This window comes from Stenotrophomonas sp. STM01, assembly GCF_014852135.1.
GTDB lineage: Bacteria > Pseudomonadota > Gammaproteobacteria > Xanthomonadales > Xanthomonadaceae > Stenotrophomonas > Stenotrophomonas capsici.
In genome coordinates this window covers 1794464-1813048 of the sequence record NZ_JACVBA010000001.1, presented here as the reverse complement: position 1 = coordinate 1813048, position 18585 = coordinate 1794464, and the positions used below count along the sequence as shown (strand labels likewise).

15 protein-coding genes are annotated in these 18585 nt (G+C 67.1%); 10 read left to right on the top strand and 5 right to left on the bottom strand.

Annotation, left to right across the window (positions count from 1 at the left end):
* Positions 1–108: 108 nt before the first annotated feature.
* Positions 109–552, bottom strand: coding sequence for a 3-dehydroquinate dehydratase (locus IB227_RS08410; protein WP_192286965.1), 444 nt, complete (start codon positions 550–552; stop codon positions 109–111).
* A gap of 3 nt (positions 553–555) precedes the next feature.
* Positions 556–957 (bottom strand): hypothetical protein, encoded by a 402-nt coding sequence (locus IB227_RS08405; RefSeq protein ID WP_192286964.1) that lies wholly within the window; start codon positions 955–957, stop codon positions 556–558.
* A 270-nt stretch (positions 958–1227) separates the two neighbouring features.
* Here IB227_RS08405 and lepB point away from each other — a divergent pair, with 270 nt between their 5' ends.
* The 6 genes from lepB (at position 1228) to IB227_RS08375 (ending at position 9056) form a co-directional block, all read left to right on the top strand.
* Positions 1228–1848 carry a signal peptidase I gene (gene lepB, locus IB227_RS08400; protein ID WP_192286963.1) on the top strand — a complete coding sequence of 207 codons (621 nt, stop codon included), beginning with the start codon at positions 1228–1230 and terminating at the stop codon, positions 1846–1848.
* 260 nt (positions 1849–2108) lie between these two features.
* Positions 2109–3767 (top strand): L-lactate permease, encoded by a 1659-nt coding sequence (gene lldP / locus IB227_RS08395; protein ID WP_192286962.1) that lies wholly within the window; start codon positions 2109–2111, stop codon positions 3765–3767.
* Positions 3768–3820: 53 nt separating this feature from the next.
* A complete protein-coding gene (gene lldR / locus IB227_RS08390; protein ID WP_192286961.1) occupies positions 3821–4585 on the top strand; it encodes a transcriptional regulator LldR in 765 nt (254 codons plus the stop codon).
* Between the two features lie 4 nt (positions 4586–4589).
* Complete coding sequence (gene lldD, locus IB227_RS08385; protein ID WP_192286960.1) at positions 4590–5729, top strand: FMN-dependent L-lactate dehydrogenase LldD; 1140 nt, start codon at positions 4590–4592, stop codon at positions 5727–5729.
* Positions 5726–7423: a D-lactate dehydrogenase gene (dld, locus tag IB227_RS08380; protein WP_192286959.1), complete on the top strand. Its 1698-nt coding sequence runs from the start codon at positions 5726–5728 to the stop codon at positions 7421–7423. The genes lldD and dld overlap by 4 nt, the downstream gene beginning before the upstream one ends.
* A gap of 325 nt (positions 7424–7748) precedes the next feature.
* On the top strand, positions 7749–9056 hold the full coding sequence (locus tag IB227_RS08375; protein ID WP_225591764.1) for an MFS transporter: 1308 nt from the start codon (positions 7749–7751) through the stop codon (positions 9054–9056).
* A gap of 188 nt (positions 9057–9244) precedes the next feature.
* Here the strand turns inward: IB227_RS08375 and IB227_RS08370 are convergent, their stop codons facing one another.
* Positions 9245–10156, bottom strand: coding sequence for a LysR substrate-binding domain-containing protein (locus tag IB227_RS08370; protein ID WP_192286958.1), 912 nt, complete (start codon positions 10154–10156; stop codon positions 9245–9247).
* A gap of 86 nt (positions 10157–10242) precedes the next feature.
* Positions 10243–11211 carry a LysR family transcriptional regulator gene (locus IB227_RS08365; RefSeq protein WP_132863642.1) on the bottom strand — a complete coding sequence of 323 codons (969 nt, stop codon included), beginning with the start codon at positions 11209–11211 and terminating at the stop codon, positions 10243–10245.
* 108 nt (positions 11212–11319) lie between these two features.
* Between IB227_RS08365 and aceB the strand changes: the two genes are divergently transcribed.
* The 4 genes from aceB to IB227_RS08345 all read left to right on the top strand — a co-directional run bounded on the left by aceB (position 11320) and on the right by IB227_RS08345 (position 18188).
* Positions 11320–12960: a malate synthase A gene (aceB, locus tag IB227_RS08360; RefSeq protein ID WP_192286957.1), complete on the top strand. Its 1641-nt coding sequence runs from the start codon at positions 11320–11322 to the stop codon at positions 12958–12960.
* Positions 12961–13000: 40 nt separating this feature from the next.
* Positions 13001–14332 (top strand): isocitrate lyase, encoded by a 1332-nt coding sequence (gene aceA / locus IB227_RS08355; protein ID WP_192286956.1) that lies wholly within the window; start codon positions 13001–13003, stop codon positions 14330–14332.
* Positions 14333–14594: 262 nt separating this feature from the next.
* The gene (locus tag IB227_RS08350; RefSeq protein ID WP_318639529.1) at positions 14595–15527 is read left to right on the top strand and encodes a GGDEF domain-containing protein; all 933 of its coding nucleotides are present in this window, start codon (positions 14595–14597) and stop codon (positions 15525–15527) included.
* A gap of 21 nt (positions 15528–15548) precedes the next feature.
* Entirely contained in the window at positions 15549–18188 is a 2640-nt protein-coding gene (locus tag IB227_RS08345; RefSeq protein WP_318639528.1) for a putative peptide modification system cyclase, read from the top strand.
* Here IB227_RS08345 and IB227_RS08340 read toward each other — a convergent pair.
* Positions 18128–18484 carry an NHLP-related RiPP peptide gene (locus IB227_RS08340; RefSeq protein ID WP_192286954.1) on the bottom strand — a complete coding sequence of 119 codons (357 nt, stop codon included), beginning with the start codon at positions 18482–18484 and terminating at the stop codon, positions 18128–18130. The genes IB227_RS08345 and IB227_RS08340 overlap by 61 nt on opposite strands.
* Between the last annotated feature and the right edge of the window lie 101 nt (positions 18485–18585).

Sequence of the window (18585 nt, the reverse complement as noted above, 5' to 3'; positions counted from 1 at the left end):
CGAAGCCGGCGTTGGCGATGTATGCAAGACGTCTGCAATTGCAATCTGCAGGAACGGCGTTCTGCCTCAATGGCCTCGCGGCCAAGGCCGCTCCTACACAGGCGTATCTCACGTGCCCACATGCACGCGGTTGCCGGCCTCGTTGCAGCCCAAGTGTTCCAGTGCCATCTCCAGCGCCAGGACATAGCTCTGGGCGCGGAAGCCTTGGGCAACGCCGAGACGGTGGCCGTCCGCGGCAGGCAGGCGCGGTTCCTGACCATCGTCGTCATGTACTTCCACGTAGACGTTGTGCAGGCGCGGCAGCAGCCGCTGCAGGCGGGCGCTGCGCACGCAGGCGCCGGGCGCGAGCAGGGTGACCTCGCCGGGACTGTGGTCGGCCACGCACAACGCTTCCAGCAGTTCCTGTTCGCAGCGGCAGTCACGCACGGCGATGCTGGTGCCGCTGTCCAGGGCGCGCTGCACCAGCGAGTGCATCACCGCCTCCGGCAGCGGCGCGGCGGCGCGTTGCAGCGCCCCGCTGCCTTGGGGGCCGCGCACGATGTTGATCGACATGGCTCAGGCCTCCATTGCCTGCAGGCGACGCGCGGCGATGGCCAATGGCAGTTGGCAGGCCTGGTCGCGTTGCGCGGTGCAGACCACCACTGCCGGTGCGTGCTGCGGGTGCAGGTGCGCGTCGAGCGCATCGGCATCGTTGCGCACCATTTCGATGTAGGGCACGGGCAGTGCCTCCAGTGCCGCCAGCAGGGCCTGGCCGTGCTGGTCCCATTGCGGCGCGCCCGCCACGGCGGTTTCGATCAGCACCCACGCGGGCCGTGTGTCCCGCGCTTGGTGCAGGCCGTCGAGCAGGGCCGGCAGTGAATCGCCGCTGCGGCAGTGCAGTGCGTGGCCACCGATGCGGGCCGGAAGCGGTGCCGGCGGCACGCCCTGCGGTGCTTGCCGGATCAACAGGATGCTCATGTGACACCTTTGCGGAGCGCCGTTTGGCGCGGTGGTGACACGATGCGCGCCGGGCAGGTAACACCGCTACGTCGGAGCAGGGGTGTGCGCGTAAAGATTGCGTAGCGCTGCCGTCGCCGCAGGAGCGGCCTCGGCCGCGAAGCCGGTGACAACGCTGCGTCCAGAACGCCCGGACATCGCGGGGCACCAGCGGCCATCGGTCTTGCTCCTACCGGGGAACTTCGCTCCTTCCTGCCAGTCCACTGCCTTGTCTTCCCTCAGGAACGTGCCATGAACGAGACGACCGTCGCGCGCAAACCCCACCCCGCCTTGGCCTGGCTGCGTCGCGAGGCATTGCCGTTGGCGGTGATGCTGGTGCTGATGGGCGCCGCCCGCGACAGCCTGGCCAACCACTACCAGGTGCCCAGTGGATCGATGCAGCCGACCCTGCAGCCCGGCGACCGGGTCGCGGTGGACATGCGCGCCTACGGGTTGCGCCTGCCCTTCACCGAGCTGCAGGTGCTGGCGACCGGGCAGCCCCGGCGTGGCGACGTGGCGGTGTTCGACTCGCCGGCCGACGGCACGCGCCTGGTCAAGCGGGTGGTGGCCGTGGCCGGCGACCGGGTGGAACTGCACGGAGGCTACCTGCACATCAATGGGCAGCCGTTGCAGCGGCAGGTCGCCGAGGAACTGTTCGGCGACAAGGCGGTACGGCTGGACCTGGCCGACGGCGGTGGCCCGGACATCACCGGCATCACCATCCCGCAGGGCAAGTTGCTGGTGCTGGGCGACCATCGCGGCAACAGCTTCGATGGGCGCTTCTTCGGCCTGGTGGACGCCGACAAGGTCTACGGCAAGGCGGTGGCGGTGTACTGGCGGCGGGGCGAAGGCCTGGAGTGGCTGCGGCTCTAGCGCGGGCGGGTAACACCAGGGAGGCACGAAGCCGGCACGGAAACGTCGCCGGCTTTTTCGTGGATGACGTTCCTGCCGCGGCGATTATTGGTATTACCAATGAATCGTAGTAACCCTATGGTCTAATAGGATCTTCGCGGAAACAGCGATTCAATCGCGGCGCGTTGGTTGAGTAATTTGAATATTGGTAATACCAATATTTGCGACCACGAAATCTCCACCTGCGGGTGGGCCGCCTTTCGCCTTTGTCGAGAACCTGCATGCAGTCCTGGGAACAACTCTACGACCCCGCTGGCAACCTGTGGCTGTCCAGCCTGATCGCGCTGTTGCCGATCGCCTTCTTCTTCCTGGCCCTGGCCGTGCTGCGGATGAAGGGCTGGTTGGCCGGCACGATCACCGTGGCCATCGCGCTGGCGGTGGCGTTGCTGTTCTATCGGATGCCGGTGGCGCAGGCACTGGGCGCGGCCGGCTATGGCTTCATCTACGGCCTGTGGCCGATCGCGTGGATCATCATCGGCGCGGTGTTCCTGTACAAGGTGTCGGTCAAGACCGGCCAGTTCGACATCATCCGCGCCTCGATCCTGTCGGTGACCGAGGACCAGCGCCTGCAGATGCTGATGGTGGGCTTTGCCTTCGGCGCGTTCCTGGAAGGCGCGGCCGGCTTCGGTGCGCCGGTGGCGATCACCGCGGCCTTGCTGGTCGGCCTCGGCTTCAAGCCGCTGTATGCCGCGGGCCTGTGCCTGATCGTCAACACCGCGCCGGTGGCGTTCGGTGCGATGGGCATCCCGATCATCGTCGCCGGCCAGGTCACCGGGCTGGATGCCTTCGAGATCGGACAGATGGCTGGCCGGCAGTTGCCGTTCCTGACCATCATCGTGCTGTTCTGGATCATGGCCATCATGGACGGCTGGCGCGGCGTCAAGGAAACCTGGCCGGCGGTGCTGGTGGCCGGTGGCGCGTTCGCCATCGCACAGTACCTGACCTCCAACTTCATCGGCCCGGAACTGCCGGACATCACCGCCTCGCTCGCATCGCTGGTGTGCCTGACGCTGTTCCTGCGCCGTTGGCAGCCCAAGCGCATCTTCCGCTTCGAGACCGAAGCCAGTGCGGCGGCGGCTGCGCAGGCGCTGGACGCGCCGGCCTACAGCGCCCGGCAGATTGCCAAGGCGTGGTCGCCGTTCCTGATCCTGACCGCGATGGTCACGCTGTGGAGCATCAAGCCGTTCAAGGCGCTGTTTGCCGCCGGCGGCCCGCTGCAGGGCTGGGTGCTGAAACTGCCAGTGCCAGGCCTGGACCAGCTGGTGCAGAAGATGCCGCCGATTGTTCCCACGCCCACGGCGTACGAGGCCGTCTACAAGTTCGACGTGCTCTCGGCCACCGGCACCGCGATCATGCTGGCCGCGGTGATCGCCATCGTCTACCTGCGCATGCCGCTGCGCGCGGCAGTGCGCACCTTCGGCGAAACCGTCAACGAACTGAAGACGCCGATCTATTCGATCGGCATGGTGCTGGCGTTCGCCTTCATCGCCAACTATTCGGGACTGTCGGCAACGCTGGCACTGGCTCTGGCCCATACCGGCGATGCGTTCACCTTCTTCTCGCCGTTCCTGGGTTGGCTGGGCGTGTTCCTGACCGGCTCGGATACCTCGTCCAACGCCCTGTTCTCGGCGCTGCAGGCCACCACCGCGCAGCAGATCGGCGTGTCCGAAGTGCTGCTGGTGGCGGCCAATACCACCGGTGGCGTCACCGGCAAGATGATCTCGCCGCAGTCCATCGCCATTGCCTGTGCGGCGGTGGGCCTGGCCGGGAAGGAATCGGACCTGTTCCGTTTCACGGTCAAGCACAGCCTGATCTTCACCGTGATGGTCGGCCTGATCACCACCGCGCAGGCGTACTGGCTGACCTGGATGATTCCCTGAGCCATGGACAGCCTGCCAGCCACCGCCCATGGGCTTCGGGCCACAATGTCGGCATGAGCACTCAACGCATCTCCGACAAGGTGGCCGCGCAGCTGCGCGCGCTGGTGGACGAACAACAGCTGCAGCCGGGCGACCGGCTGCCCGCCGAGCGAACCCTGGCAGTGCAGCTGGGGGTGTCGCGCACGGCCCTGCGCGAGGCCATCGCCCAGCTGGGCAGCCAGGGCCTGCTGGTGGCGCGGGTGGGCGGCGGCACCTTCGTCGCCGAGCCGGCCGCGCGTGCGCGGCAGGCACTGGATGAGCCACTGGCCCCTTACCTGCCGCTGTTCCAGGGTGACCCGGAGTACCGCTTCGACGTGCTGGAGATCCGCCATGCACTGGAAGGCGCCACCGCCTGGCATGCCGCATTGCGCGCGACCGACGATGACCGCGTACGCATCACGCAGGCCTTCCAGACGATGATGGACGCGCACGGCAAGGACGACCCGGCCGGCGAGGCGCAGGCCGATGCGGCCTTCCACCTGTCCATCGCCGAGGCTTCGCACAACCTGGTGCTGCTGCAGGTGATGCGCGGCCTGTTCGAGCTGCTGCAGACCAACATCTCGCAGAGCCGCGAGAAGCTCTACACCTCGGCGACCACGTTTTCGCCACTGTCCGACCAGCACCGCGAGATGATGGACGCGGTGCTGGCCGGTGATCCCGAACGCGCGCGCGCCGCCGCGCATGCCCACCTCGCCTTCGTGCACACCACGCTGCGCACGCTCGATGAGAACGAGGCGCGGCGTGCACGCGCCTCGCGCCTGCCTTCCCCCCACGGTTGACCCCATGATCATCTCCGCCTCCACCGATTACCGTGCGGCCGCGCAGCGTCGCCTGCCGCCGTTCCTGTTCCACTACATCGATGGCGGCGCGTATGCCGAACACACGCTCAAACGTAATGTTTCCGATCTGTCCGACATCGCGCTGCGCCAGCGCATCCTGCTCGACATGTCCGAGCTCAGCCTGGAAACCGAGTTGTTCGGCGAGACACTGGCAATGCCGGTTGCGCTGGCACCGGTCGGCCTGACCGGCATGTATGCGCGCCGCGGTGAGGTGCAGGCCGCGCGCGCGGCCGACAGCCGGGGCATCCCGTTCACCCTGTCCACGGTGTCGGTGTGCCCGATCGAGGAAGTGGCGCCGGCGATCAAGCGGCCGATGTGGTTCCAGCTGTACGTGTTGCGCGACCGTGGTTTCATGCGCAACGCGCTGGAGCGCGCGCAGGCGGCCGGGGTAACCACGCTGGTGTTCACCGTCGACATGCCGGTGCCCGGTGCGCGCTACCGCGATGCGCATTCGGGCATGAGCGGGCCGAACGCCGGCGTCCGCCGCATCGGCCAGGCCATGACCCATCCCCGCTGGGCGTGGGACGTGGGCTTGTTCGGTCGTCCGCACGACCTGGGCAACATTTCCGCCTATCGTGGTCACCCGACCGGGCTGGCCGACTACATCGGTTGGCTGGGCAATAATTTCGACCCCTCTATCTCGTGGAAGGACCTGGAATGGATCCGCGAGTTCTGGAAGGGGCCGATGGTGATCAAGGGCATCCTTGATCCGGACGATGCACGCGATGCGGTGCGCTTCGGCGCCGACGGCATCGTGGTGTCCAACCACGGTGGTCGCCAGCTTGATGGCGTGCTGTCCACCGCGCGTGCCTTGCCGGCCATCGCCGATGCGGTGCAGGGTGACTTGAAGATCCTCGCGGACTCGGGCATCCGCAACGGCCTGGACGTGGTGCGTATGCTCGCGCTGGGTGCCGACAGCGTGCTGCTGGGCCGCGCCTTCGTGTATGCATTGGCCGCGCAGGGCGAGGCCGGCGTGGCCAACCTGCTGGACCTGATCGCCAAGGAGATGCGCGTGGCGATGACGCTGACCGGGGCGCGCCGCATCGCCGACATCAGCCGCGATTCGCTGGTCAACCTGGCATGAGCAGGCACGACACCTTGCTGGCGCAGCTGCGCGCGGCCGTGGGCAATGGCCACGTGCTGACCGGCGACAAGGCCACGCGTCGCTTCCGCAAGGGCTACCGCTTCGGCGATGGCTCGGTGCTCGCGGTGGTGCGCCCCGGCACGCTGCTGGAGATGTGGCGCGCCTTGCAGGCGGCGGTGCAGGGCGGGGCGGCGGTCATCCTGCAAGCGGCCAACACCGGCCTGACCGGTGGCTCCACGCCGGATGGCGACGACTACGGCCGGCCGGTCGTATTGATCAGCACGCTGCGGCTGACCGGCGTGCAACTGCTCGACGGTGGTCGCCAGGTACTGTGCCTGCCGGGTGCCACGCTGGATCGCCTCGAACAGACGCTGGCGCCATTGGGGCGTGAGCCGCATTCGGTGATTGGTTCCTCGTGCATTGGTGCATCGGTGCTGGGCGGCGTGTGCAACAACTCCGGCGGCGCGCTGGTGCGGCGCGGGCCGGCCTATACCGAGATGGCACTGTTCGCACGGGTGGACAGTACGGGCGAGCTGCAGCTGGTCAATCACCTGGGTATTGCACTGGGTGATACGCCGGAGGAAATCCTGCAGCGCGTGCAGGCGGGCGACTACAGCGCCGCGGACGTGCAGTTGGAGTCCGGCCGGGCCGCGTCCGATCCGCATTACGCCGAACAGGTGCGGCGGGTGGATGCGGACACGCCGGCACGTTTCAATGCCGATGCGAGCCGCCATTACGAGGCGGCGGGTTCGGCGGGAAAGCTCGCGGTGTTCGCGGTGCGGTTGGATACGTTTGCCAGGGAAGCGGCCGAAGTGTTCTACATCGGCAGCAACCAGACGCAGAGTCTGACCGCCATTCGCCGGCATCTGCTGACCGGCTTCGAGCGGTTGCCGATCAGCGGCGAGTACATCCATCGCGTCGCCTATGACATCGGCGAGCGTTACGGCAAGGACACCTTCCTGCTGATCGACAAGCTGGGTACTGCCCGGGTGCCGGCGGCGTTCGCGTTGAAGAGCCGTGTCGATGGCTGGTTCGAGCGCATTGGCCTGCGCGGTGTCACGGACCGGATGATGCAGCTGCTGACGAGCCTGCTGCCTTCGCATCTGCCGGCGCGCATGGGCGGGTTTCGCCAGCGTTACGAGCATCATCTGCTGTTGAAGGTGTCGGCACAGGATGCGGCGGTGACCGAGGCCTGGCTGCGGGAGTTCTTCGCCAGGCATGAAGGCGACTACTTCCATTGCACGCCGGAAGAAGGGCGCAAGGCCTTCCTGCACCGCTTCGCCGTTGCTGGTGCAGCCGTGCGCTATCGCGAAGTGCATCGCACGCAGGTGCAGGACATCGTTGCGCTGGACATCGCGCTGCGCCGTGATGACCGTGAGTGGTTCGAGCAGTTGCCGGCCGAGCTGGATGCACGTCTTCTGCACAAGCTGTACTACGGCCACTTCCTGTGTCACGTGTTCCATCAGGACTACATCGCGCGCAAGGGCGAGGACCCGATGGCGATCGAGCATGCAATGTGGAAGTTGCTGGACGCGCGTGGCGCGGAATACCCGGCCGAGCACAACGTCGGCCATCTCTATCCGGCCAAACCGGCGCTGGCGCAGTTCTACAAGCAGCTTGATCCGAGCAATACCTTCAATCCCGGCATCGGCCAGACCAGCAAGCAGCCCGGTTGGAAGGGCTGTGATTGCTGAATCTTGCTCATGCCTTTGCTTAAGCCCCTCTCCCGCGAGCGGGAGAGGGGTTGGGGTGAGGGGAAGCTTCTAGCTGGAAAGGCAAAGGCCAAAGCCAAGAGCCAAGAGCCAAAGCTGCCCTCATCCGCCCCTTCGGGGCACCTTCTCCCGTACACGGGAGAAGGGACGGCATCCGCCGTCATACCGTTCGGCGCGGGCGCGGCATCGGCATCGGCATTGACTCCTGAATCGATACTTCCTGCATATCAATCCGTACACAACAGGTTATGGATCGACCTGTTCAACAGGTCCAAGCTTCCCGCATCTCCAATGAAGCGGCCCGGTGATGGGCCTCGATGCGATGGAACTCGAACACAACGGCACGCCAACCTGCCGTGATTCCCTGACGCCTGCGACTGCGCTTACCGCCACCGTCGAACAACCCCACATCCGCCAAGGCACGCCGGCGTTCCGGCGTGCGGTGGTGGCGCTGTTCATGGCCGGCTTCGCCACCTTCGGCGTGCTGTACTGCGTGCAGGCGCTGTTGCCCGGCTTCAGCCACCACTTTGGCGTGAGTGCGGCCAACAGCGCGTTGGCGTTGTCGGTCAGCACTGGCGTGCTGGCGGTGGCGATGCTGGGGGCCGGCATCCTCTCCGACCGCGTGGGCCGGCGCCCGGTGATGGTGGCCTCATTGCTGGTTTCGTCACTGTTGACCCTGGCTACGGCGATGGTCGATGACTGGAACACCCTGGTGGTGCTGCGCGCACTGCTGGGCGTCAGCCTGAGCGGTGTGCCGGCGGTGGCGATGACCTGGCTGGTCGAGGAGATGGACAGTCGCGCCTTGGGCCTGGCCATGGGCCTGTACATCGGCGGCAATGCGGTGGGCGGCATGAGCGGCCGCCTGGTCGCCGGCGTGGTGGCCGACCACTGGGACTGGCGCGCAGGCATCGGTGCGGTGGGGGTGATCGCGCTGTTGGCCACGTTCGCACTGTGGACGCAGCTGCCGGCTTCGCGCCACTTCCGTGCCCGTCATGCCGAACCGGCGCGGCTGCCCGCACGTTTCGGCGGCGTGTTCGGCGACGCGGCGTTGCCGTGGCTGTTTGCCTGCGGCTTCCTGCTGCTGGGGGTGTTCGTCACCGTCTACAACTACCTGGGCTATCACCTGATGGCGCCGCCGTACGGCCTGAGCCAGACCGTGGTGGGCCTGATCTTCATCGTCTATCTGGTCGGCAGCTTCAGCTCGGCGTGGATGGGCCAGCTGGCCAATCGCCTGGGCCGCGGTCCGGTGCTGGCGTTGTCGTTCACGTTGATGGTGGGCGGCGTATTGCTGCTGGTGCTGCCGTGGTTGTGGGCGATGGCGTTGGGTATCGCCGTGGTCACGTTCGGCTTCTTCGGCGGGCATTCGGTGGCCAGCAGCTGGGTGGGGGTGCGCGCCGGCGCCCTGCGTGCCGAAGCCTCGGCGCTGTACCTGCTGTCCTACTACCTGGGCTCCAGCCTGCTGGGTGCGCTGGGTGGCGTGTTCTATACGCGCTGGGGCTGGATCGGCGTGTGTGGCTATGTGCTGGTACTGACGCTGGCGGGCGTGGGGGCGGCCTGGCAGGCATGGCGTCACCTGCAGGCGACGAGCGACGTGCCGGTGGTGGTGGGGCCCTGAGGGTTGAAAGCCAAAAGCCAAAAGCCAAAAGCCAAAAGCGTTACCCCTCCCCAACCCTCCCCTTGGCTGCGCCAAAGGGAGGGGGCAGAAGCACGGCTTCGCAGTGATCTGATCGACCCGCATGAACCACCCCCTCCCTTTGGCGCAGCCAAGGGGAGGGTTGGGGAGGGGTAGAGGGGTAAACGCCTTCAGCCCCGCACCACTTCCTGCCGCATCAGGCCGATGAACTGTCGCATCAGCGGCGTCACCGCTTCGCGTCGCCACGCCAGCTGGATTTCCGATGCGGCGCCGCGATCACTCAACGCGACGAAGCACGCCCCATCGACCTGGATATGCCGGCACGAGGACGGCAGCACGCACACCCCCAGTCCCGCCGCGACCAGGCTGATCAGGGTTGAGGACTCGCCGGCTTCCTGCACGATGCGCGGGCTGAAGCCGGCGTTGCGGCACAGCGTGATCACATGGTCGTGGATGCCGGCACCGGCATCGCGCGAGAAGCCGACGAACGGGTCCAACGCGAACTGGCGCAGGGACAACGTGGCCGTGTCCGGATCCTTGCCGGCCAGCGCCGGATGGGTGGCATGCACCACCAGCGCCAGCGGATCGTCGAGCAGGCGCTTGGCGACCAGCTCTGACGGCAGCACCCGCTTGCGGATGATGCCCACGTCCAGCTCGTTGGCCAGCAACGCATCGATCTGGCGCAGGCTGTTCATCTCGCGCAGCTGCAGTTGCACCTGCGGGCGCTGCTGTCGATAGGCGAAGAAGGCGCGCGGGATCTGCGGCAGCAACGGGGTGGCGCGGGTCAGGCCGACGCGCAGTTCGCCGCTTTCGCCGCGCTGCGCGCGCTGCACCCTGTCCACCGCGGTATCGACGCGCTGCAGGATCTCGCGCGCCTGCTCCAGCAGCACTTCGCCAGCGGGCGTGAGCTGCACGCGGCGATGGCTGCGCACGAACAGATGCGCGCCGATCAGGGTCTCCAGCTGGCGGATCTGCTGGCTGAGCGGCGGTTGCGACATGCCCAGGCGTTCGGCGGCGCGGCCGAAGTGCAGCGTGTCGGCCACGGCGAGGAAGTAGCGCAGGTGGCGAAGTTCCAGTGACATGCGCCGGTTCCGGGGAAGGTGCGGTGATTGTCGCCGGACTCCACCGCGAATGGGGGCGATGGCGATGCGCGCCGTCGTGCGCGGGCTCAGCGTTCCGAAGGCCCGGTGTCGTCGTATTGCCGTGGCGCGAACAGGTCCGGCTGGATCAGCTCCACGAACGCGCGCGCCTGCGGCGACAGCACCTTGCCCCGCCGCACGACTACGCCGTAGCTGCGCGAAGGGAAGTAGTCGCCCATCGCACGGGTGACCAGCTTGCCGCGATCAGCGTCGTTCAGGCAAAGCGCGGTGACGATGGAGATGCCCATGCCCATCGCCACGTACTGCTTGATCACCTCCCAGCCGCCGACCTCCAGCGCCACCGTGTAGGGCACGCGGTGTTGCTGGAACACCAGGTCCACCAGCCGCCAGGTGATCTGCCGGCGCGGCGGCAGGATCAGTGGCCACGGCGACAGGTCTTCCAGGCTCAGCTGCTTCTTGTGCGCCAGCGGGTGGTCGGGCGGGGTGATCAGCACCTGGTCGAAGCGGTACACCGGCGCGTAGCTGAGGTCGGCCGGGACATCCATCATCGAGCCGATGGCCAGGTCGGCGGCATCGCTGCGCAGCAGGTCGGTGCCGTCCGCACTGATCGCGTTGTGCAGGGTCAGGCGCACGTCGGGGTACTGGCGGCGGAAGTTTTCGACGATCTTGGGCAGGAGATACAGGATGGTCGACGAATTTGCGGCGATGTTGAGCTCGCCCGCGTCCAGCCCGCCGACCTTCTCGCGGAAGCGCGGCAGCAGCCCGTCCAGGCTCTCCACCAGCGGCTGGGCCATGTCGTACAGCAGCTGGCCCTCGCGGCTGGGTACCAGGCGTCGCCCGCTGCGCTCGAACAGCACCATCCCCAGCTCCCGTTCCAGCGCCTGCAACTGCAGGCTCACTGCCGGCTGGCTGACGAACAAGGCCTCCGATGCCCGCGAAACTGACCCAAGTCGAACTGTCTGCAGGAATGCACGCAGCGGCTTGAGCCGGTCCGACTTGTAGGAAAAACGCGGGTTTACGGGCGTCTTCTTGGGCATGGCAGGTCAAGTATTAGCACAACTTATAAAAAAGATTGCAAAAACTGTTTTGTTAAATACCTCGTTGCGGCGGCAGGTTGGAGTCCCCGACACCCGCAGGAACCTCCGATGTCCGCCGTCGCCCACGCTGTCGCCGCAACGATCCCCCCCCGCCCGACCCCGGGCATTACCGTGACCACCCAATTGGCCGGCCAGTCCGAGCTGTTGCCGGCCGGTGCGCTGGGGCTGCTCGTATCGCTGCACCGCGCGGTGGAGCCGGAGCGGCAGGTGCGCCTGGCCGCGCGTGGCCAGCGCCAGGCCTTCTTCGACCAGGGCGGCAGCCCGGACTTCCGCGACGACACCCGCGCCATCCGCGAGGGCGACTGGACGGTGGCCCCGATCCCGGCGGCGCTGCAGGACCGCCGCGTCGAGATCACCGGCCCGACCGACCCGAAGATGGTCATCAACGCGCTGAACTCCGGCGCCAAGGTGTTCATGGCCGACTTCGAGGACTCCACCTCGCCGACCTGGCGCAACGTGCTGGCCGGCCAGCGCACCATGATCGGTGCGGTGCGCGGTGACCTGGCGTTCACCGCGCCGGCGGCCAACGGCAAGCCGGGCAAGCACTACACGCTGCGTCCGCATGACGAGCAGGCGGTGCTGATCGTGCGCCCGCGCGGCTGGCACCTGGACGAGAAGCACGTGCTGATCGACGGCCAGCCGATTGCCGGTGGCCTGTTCGACGCGGCGGTGTTCGCCTTCCACAACGCGCATGCGCTGATGGAGATCGACCGCGGCCCGTACTTCTACCTGCCCAAGCTGCAGTCGATGGAGGAGGCCGCGCTGTGGGAATGCGCGCTGTCGCACATCGAGGGCATGCTGGGCCTGCCGCAGGGGCAGATCAAGGTCACGGTGCTGATCGAGACGCTGCCGGCGGTGTTCGAGATGGACGAGATCCTGCACGCGCTGCGCGAGCGCATCGTCGGCCTGAACTGCGGCCGCTGGGACTACATCTTTTCGTACCTGAAGACCTTCCGTCACCACGCCGACAAGGTGCTGCCCGAGCGCGGCCAGGTGACCATGACCCAGCCGTTCCTGAAGGCCTATTCGGAACTGCTGATCAAGACCTGCCACCGCCGTGGCGCGCATGCGATGGGTGGCATGGCCGCGCAGATCCCGATCAACCACGATGCCGCCGCCAACGAGCAGGCGATGGCGCGCGTGCGTGCCGACAAGCTGCGTGAAGTGACCGCCGGCCACGACGGCACCTGGGTCGCGCACCCGGCGTTGATCCCGGTGGCCAGGGCGATCTTCGACGAGCACATGCCCACGCCCAACCAGCACAGCGTGCTGCGCCGTGACGTGCAGGTCGGCCGCGAGGACCTGGTCGCACCGTGCAGCGGCAGCATCAGCCGCGCCGGCTTCGAGAACAACGTCGAGGTCTGCGTGCGCTACATGGCCGCCTGGCTGGACGGCAATGGCTGCGTGCCCATCCACAACCTGATGGAGGACGCGGCCACCGCCGAGATCAGCCGCAGCCAGATCTGGCAATGGCTGCACGCCGGCAACCAGCACCTGGACGACGGCACCGCCATCGACCTGGCCCTGCTGGACAGCACCCTGCGCGCGCTGCCGGCACGGCTGGGCGACACCGCCGCGCTGCCCGGCGGCAGCCGCATCCCCCAGGCCATCGGCCTGCTCGACCAACTCAGCCGCGCCGATGAACTGGCCGAGTTCCTGACCTTGCCGGCCTACCGGCAGATCGACTGACCTTCCCCCTTACGCATCACGATCATTCGAGGACGCAACGATGAGCACCTACCAGCAACAGATCGACGCCCTGCAGCAGGATTGGGACAACAACCCGCGTTGGAAGCACATCACCCGCACCTACAGCGCCGCCGACGTGGTGCGCCTGCGCGGCAGCGTGCAACCGGAGTACACGCTGGCCAAGCGTGGCGCCGAGCGGTTGTGGGACCTGGTCAACGGCAGCGCGAAGAAGGGCTACGTCAACGCCTTCGGCGCGATCAGCGCCGGCCAGGCGATGCAGCAGGCCAAGGCCGGGCTGGAAGCGGTGTACCTGTCCGGCTGGCAGGTGGCCGCCGACGGCAACACCTCCGAGACGATGTACCCGGACCAGTCGCTGTACGCCTACGATTCGGTGCCGACCATGGTCCGCCGCATCAACAACACCTTCCAGCGCGCCGATGAGATCCAGTGGAAGAACATCATCGACGGCAAGGTCAAGGCCGAGGACGCCATCGACTTCTTCCTGCCGATCGTGGCCGACGGCGAGGCCGGCTTCGGCGGCGTGCTCAACGCCTACGAGCTGATGAAGAACATGATCACCGCCGGCGCCGCCGCGGTGCATTTCGAGGACCAGCTGGCCGCGGTGAAGAAGTGCGGCCACATGGGCGGCAAGGTGCTGGTGCCGACCCAGGAAGCGATCCAGAAGCTGTCGGCCGCACGCCTGGCCGCCGATGTGCTGGGTGTGCCGACCATCGTGCTGGCCCGCACCGATGCCGAGGCCGCCAACCTGCTGACCAGCGACTTCGACCCGAACGACGCGCCGTTCGTCACCGGCCAGCGCACCGCCGAAGGCTTCTACCGCGTGAAGAATGGCCTGGAACAGGCGATCAGCCGTGGCGTGGCCTATGCCCCGCATGCCGACCTGGTGTGGTGCGAGACCGGCACCCCGGACCTGGGTTTCGCCCGCGAGTTCGCCCAGGCCGTGCACGCCGCCAGCCCCGGCAAGCTGCTGTCCTACAACTGCTCGCCCTCCTTCAACTGGAAGAAGAACCTGGACGACAAGACCATCGCCCGGTTCCAGGACGAGCTGGCGGCGCTGGGCTACAAGTACCAGTTCATCACCCTGGCCGGCATCCACATCAACTGGTTCAACACCTTCAAGTTCGCCCATGACTACGCCCGCGGCGAGGGCATGCGCCACTACGTGGAGCAGGTGCAGGAGCCGGAGTTCGCCGCGCGCGAGAAGGGCTATACCTTCGTCTCGCACCAGCAGGAAGTGGGGGCCGGCTACTTCGACGACGTGACCACGGTGATCCAGGGCGGCGCCTCCAGCGTCACCGCACTGACTGGCTCCACCGAGGAGGAGCAGTTCCAGGCGGAAGTGGCTGCCTGAGTCAGATTTGTCCGGTTGTTTTGGAGGGGCTCTTACGAGCCCCTTCTTTTTTGTGATTTGCGTCCTTGCACTTTCATGCTGAAACAGCGTGGATGGGCGTTTACTTTGGTGATAACCTCGTGAACCAACCCGCCATGCATGGCGGGGGTCCATGAGGCAGGGAATGAGCGGCATGGTGTCCGGGGGTCTGGCCAAGCAAACGGATCCCCCCGCAGGTCTGTCGGCCGCAGGGGGATCGACACTGCGTGCCCAGCTTTCGCCCGTGGAGTTCGCCCTGTTCGCTTCGTTCGGTGTCCGCCGCCGGTTGGCCGCGGACCAGGTGCTGTTCCGGCGCGGCGACCTGTGCACCTCGATGTACATCATCGTCAGCGGCGCCATCTGCCTGGACTTCGGTCCCGGCCTGCCGGCCAAGCAGCTGGCGGCCAATGACTTCTTCGGCGAGCTGGCCATGCTGATGGAGCGCCACCCGCGCAGCTCCGATGCCCGCGCCAGCTGCGAGACCCTGTTGATCGAGTTGACCCAGGAAGGGTTCGAGCAGCTGATCGAGCAGGACCCGGCGATGGTGGTGTTCTTCCTGCGCCGCACGGTCTCGCGCGTGGTCGGCAGCGAGCAGCGCCTGATCGGCCAGCTCAGCCGCCGCAACCAGGAACTGGAAGCGGCGCTGGGCAATCTCTACAGCGCCACCCACGAGCTCAACCACACCCGCGAGATGGTCTACAACGACGATCTCACCGGGCTGCACAACCGGCGCTCGCTGACCGCCTACCTGCAGCGCTCGCACCGTTCCGGGCAGCGTCCGCAGGGCCTGCTGCTGATCGACTGCGATGACTTCAAGGGGCTCAACGACCGCCATGGCCACCTTGCCGGCGACCAGGCGCTGCAGCGCCTGGCCCGCATCCTCGACTCGGTGGTCGGCCAGGACGACCTGGCCTGCCGCCTCGGCGGAGACGAATTCTGCGTGCTTTTGTGCCGTACCGATGCACTGCACCTGATGCGCACCGCCGAGTTCATCCTCGATGCGATGCGCAGCCTGGCCGCGTTCCCGGGGGCAGAGCCCGGCGCGCGTTCGGTCAGCATCGGCGTGTCGCTGGTCAACGCGGCCTACCACTGGAACGAGGCCTACGCGCGCGCGGACCAGGCGTTGTACGAAGCCAAGCGCCTGGGCGGCAACCGCGCCCAGTGGTTCGCGGGCTGATGGGCCGCGTGGAGTGATGACGTGGCCGACGACGCCGACCCCTCCCTTGCCCGCCGCCAGCTCAAGACGCTGGTACTGACCGACCTGTGCGACTCGGTGGCGCTGATCGAACGGATCGGCGACAACGCCGCGGCCGAGTTGTTCCGTGACCTGGACACCCGCGTGCTGCAGCTGCTGCAGGTCTGGAACGGCCGCCTGATCGACCGCTCCGACGGCATGTTCCTGCTCTTCGACGCTCCGGCAAGTGGCCTGGGCTTCGCCCTGGACTACCAGCAGGCACTGCAGGCGCTGGGGGCGGAGCGGAGCCTGTCGCTGCAGGCGCGGGTGGGCCTGCACGTGGGCTACGTGCTGTCGTGGCAGAACAGCGACGAAGCCGTCGCCGTGGGCGCCAAGCCGCTGGAAGTGGAAGGCCTGGCCAAGTCGATGGCGGCGAGGTTGATGAACCTCGCGCGGCCGGGCCAGATCCTGTTGTCGCCGGTGGCCGAATCGCTGTTGCGCGGCAACCTGCAGGCCATGGGGGAGCGGCGCGGCCGGCTGCAGTGGAAGTCGCACGGGCGCTGGCGCTTCAAGGGCGTTCCCGCCGCGCAGGAGGTATTCGAGGTCGGCGAGGCGGGGCGCGCGCCGATGCGCATGCCGGCGGCCTCGGCCAAGGCACGCAGGGAACTGCCGATGTGGCGCAGGCCGCTGGCGCTGGTGGCCGAGGTCGTGCTGGTGGCGGCACTGGCAATCACCGCCTGGGTGATGGTCCGCCCCGAACCGGCCATTGCCTTCGCCGAACGGGACTGGGTGGTGCTGGCGGACCTGGAGAACCGTACCGGCAACATCATGCTGGATGATTCGGTCACGCAGGCATTCCGGGTCAGTCTGGAGCAGTCGCGGTACGTCAATGTCCTGAGCGACATGAAGACGCGTGACACGCTGTCACGCATGCGGCGTGATCCGGCGACCACGCGGCTGGATCGCAAGCTGGCCTCCGAAGTGGCGATGCGTGATGGGGCGCGCCTAGTGATCCTTCCCTCCGCGTCCGAAGTCGGCGGGAAGCTGCGGCTCCGTGTTGAACTGGTCGATCCCCGCACCCAGGCAACGGTGCTGACCGAGATGATGGAAGGCGCGAGCGTGGGTTCGGTGCTGGGTTCGGTGGATGGGCTCGCTTCCCGGCTGCGCACGCGCCTGGGCGAATCGGCGGTGTCGGTGAAGGCCGCATCCGACCCGCTGCCCGCCGTGACCACCTCCAACCTCCAGGCGCTGCGCGCCTATGCGCTTGGATTGCGTAACGCACGGGACGGCAACTGGCAGGTTTCGCGGCAGATGTACCTCGAAGCGGCGCGGATCGATCCCGATTTCGCCCAGGCCTATCTGGGTATCGCGCGTGCCCACGCCGCGCTCTCGGAGCGTCCGAAGGCATTGCCGTGGCTGGACAAGGCGCTGGCCCTGCGCGCACGTTTGCCCGACCGTGAGCGGCTCTATCTGGATGCCTGGCAGGCCGAGTTGAGGATGCCTTCGCAGGCCCTGGAGAAGTGGCAGGTGATGGCGGGCCTGTATCCCGATGATTTCGCCGGGCAGGCGAATGCGGCCTGGCACCTGTATGTGGCCAATCGCTTCGATGAAGCGTTGCCGTATGCCGATGCGGCCGATGTTCCGCAGGACCCGCTGCGGAACTACGCCGCCGACTACGTCGGCAGGTTGTGGTTGGCCAAGGGCATGCCGGACAGGGCGCTGGCCCACTTCACCGCAGCGGGTGAGGCCAACAGGATTGGCCATGCCCGGCGGGTTGCCGCTGCCTACGCGGTAATGGACCGGCATGCCGACGCGGAGCGGATCCTGGAGGGCGTCGGCACAATGGACAGCCCCGGCGTGGACCTGTTGCCCTACATCGAACGGGTGAGCATCGCCTTGGACCAGGGGCATTGGCAGAAGGCGGAAATGCTGTCCGAGCGTGCGCGTACGGCGTCCCGGACGAGCGATCCGTTCGTGTACCAGCAGTTCCAGCTCATCCGCTCCGTCGTGGACCAGGTGCAGCTGTCCGAAGGCAGGCAGCAACGTCGCGAGGTGGTCGCGCGGGAACTGAGTGAGGAACTGGCGCAGGCAAGCTGGGACCCGCAGAATCGTGGCGACCTTGCGACGATGTTGCTCGTCAATGCAGGCCTTGGGCTGCGTGATGGAAACACGCGCCTGGCCCAGGACGCACTGGCCCGCGTTGGGAGGCTGCCTGATGACACCCGCTACAGCGTCCTGAGCGCCTTCGAGCGGATTCTCCGTGCAGGGGTGCAGGGCGAGTCCGGTGATCTGGAGGGGGCCATTGCACTGCTTTCCCCGCGACCTGACGACATGTATCAGTCACGGGTCATGCTCTACGGGTTGCTGAGCAAGGCCGGTCGTCATGCGGAGGCTGAAGCGCAGGCGCGCTGGCTTTCAAGCCAACGCGGCCGCGCCTACATCGAGGCCAATGCCTCCCAGGCATTGCAGCCGTTGAACGTGGCCGACGCGCAGATGGCCAGCCTGTGGTTGGCCGAGTCCCTGGCCGCGCAGGGAAAGACAGGTCATGCGGGTGAGGAAGTGGCGCGCCTGCTGGCACGCTGGCCGCAGGAACGCATGCCGCCTCAGCTGCGGTCCAGGGCAGAGGCTATCCTGTCGGCCTCGAAGCAGAAGATCACGTTGTGATTGCCCCGCTGGGAAAGGTGCTTGGCCAGTTGCTCGCGGGCGAAGGCGATCTCTTCCTTGCTGGCCAGTGAGTGCGTGGTCATGCAATAGAACAGGTCGCCCGGCTTCGGCGCATGGTCGATGAGCGCTTGTGCCTCCGCCACGCCCAGGCTGGCCAGTGCGCTGCCCGGATTCTCCTGGAAGCGTTCGCGGAACGCGTCGTCCGTGGACAGCTTTTCCAGCAGGATGTCGGCTACCACGGGGTCCAGCCCCGGGTGCTCGGGTGCCTGGTCGCAATCGTTTGAAGATGTGTTCATCGTCGTCCGCCATTGCCCGGCGGGGAAGGCGTCGCAGACGCCCGTCCGGTCATGAATGAAATGTATCTGCGCCGTGCCCCCTGCACGGCCCGAGGATGATA